General features: G+C 76.4%; 2 protein-coding genes and 1 pseudogene. 2 read left to right on the top strand and 1 reads right to left on the bottom strand.

Annotated features, from left to right (window positions below):
- Positions 1–370: pseudogene (locus IH13_RS43585) on the bottom strand (hypothetical protein); the annotation flags it as partial.
- Positions 371–772: 402 nt separating this feature from the next.
- Between IH13_RS43585 and IH13_RS0126970 the strand changes: the two are divergent.
- Positions 773–1,210, top strand: coding sequence for a roadblock/LC7 domain-containing protein (locus IH13_RS0126970; protein ID WP_031088578.1), 438 nt, complete (start codon positions 773–775; stop codon positions 1,208–1,210).
- Positions 1,211–1,257: 47 nt separating this feature from the next.
- On the top strand, positions 1,258–1,581 hold a 324-nt coding region (locus IH13_RS38515; protein WP_082317720.1), incomplete at its 3' end, for a DUF742 domain-containing protein.

Raw genomic sequence — 1,581 nt, forward strand, 5'->3', positions numbered from 1 at the left:
GGCCCAGCCGTACGGCGGGGGCCCGGCCGGCCGGGCGGACACCGGCGGACCGTACGGGCCCGAAGGCACCGGCGCCCAGGAGCCCGGCCACCCGTCCGGGGCCCCCGGGTACCAGGACGGCGACGCCGCGTACGCCGGGCAGGGCCGGCCGTACCCCGCGGCCGACGGCCCGTACGGCGCGCGGGACCAGACCCACGGTGTGGCGGACGAGCCGTACATGACGGCCGCGGGGCAGTTCCCCGTGTCCGGTCACCCGTTCCCGGCCCCCGACGACGGCCACCAGGACCCGGGGCAGGCGTACGGCCGGCCTTCCGGGGCCGCCCCGGCCGCGCAGCCCTACCCCGGTGCGTCCGGCCACGCTTACGGCCACGACCACGCCGGTCAGGCCGGCGCCCCCGTCGCACGGCCGGCCGCCGTACCGTCCGCCCCGGCGCTTTCGGCCCCCCCTCGCGGAGCCGGAGCCCGCCGTGGCGGACACCACCGGTCCGCCGTCCCCCGCGGGCACCGGTTCGGAACCCCCGCTCCCCCGCCGGGTACGCCAGGCCAGCCTGGTGGACGAACTGCGGGTGAGCCCCACCTCCCGTCACACCCCGCCCAGGCCCCCGAGCTGGGACGAGAACCCGCTGTTCCGGCCGGCTCCGCGCCGCGCCGGTGCCGCGATCGGGGCGTTCCAGCGGCGGTCGCGCGCGGCCCGTGCCGCGCAGGGGCCGCCGGACCCGGCCGGCCCGCCCGCACCCACCTCACCCACCTCACCCACGAGAGAAGAACGGTCATGACACGCACAACGGCCACCCTCCAGGATCTGGACTGGCTGCTCGACGGTTTGGTGGACTCGGTGGCCGAGACCCTGAACGCCGTGCTGCTGTCCGACGACGGACTGGTGGTGAGCCACTCACGGACCATCGAACGCGCCGACGCCGAGCGGCTCGCCGCGATATGCACCGGCCAGCAGAGCCTCGCCCGCGGAGTCGGCCAGCTCTTCGACGGCGGCACCGTGCACCAGGTCATCGTCGAACTCGCCGACCTCTGGCTCTTCATCATCACGGCGGGCCAGGGCACCCACCTCGCCGTCGTCGCCTCCCAGGAGGTCGACGCCGAGGTGATGTCCCTGGCGATGCACAACCTCGTGCAGCAGGTCGGCCAGAAGCTCACCGCACCGGCGCGCGGGGAGTTCGACGCCTTCGGTACCGGGGACGGGCAGCGGGTGTGACGCCCTACTGGGACGAGGACGAGCCGGAGGAGGACGCGGCCGGCACCATGGTGCGGCCGTACACCATCACCCGTGGCCGGACCGCGCCCGAGCGGGACGACTTCAGCCTCATCACCGTGCTGACCACGGCCGACCAGCCGGCGGACGAGCACGGGGTCCCCCTGCGCGCCGGCCGGCTCCAGCCCGAGCACCGCATGATCCTCGACCGCTGCCGGCAGCCGGCCGCGGTCGCCGAGGTGGCCGCCGGCCTCGACCTGCCCCTCTCGGTGACCAAGATCCTGTTGGCGGACCTGGTCGCCCAGGGCCTGCTGCTGGCCCGCGCCCCGCTGGCGGTGGCGCGGGCGTCCGGCGGGGCCGACATGGGCCTGCTG

It is taken from the genome of Streptomyces sp. NRRL WC-3549, from assembly GCF_000721935.1.
GTDB lineage: Bacteria > Actinomycetota > Actinomycetes > Streptomycetales > Streptomycetaceae > Streptomyces.

What these genes read in the sequence shown, in the direction of transcription:
- IH13_RS0126970 (WP_031088578.1), top strand. Translation starts at nt 773, where the DNA reads ATGACACGCACAACGGCCACCCTCCAGGATCTGGACTGGCTGCTCGAC.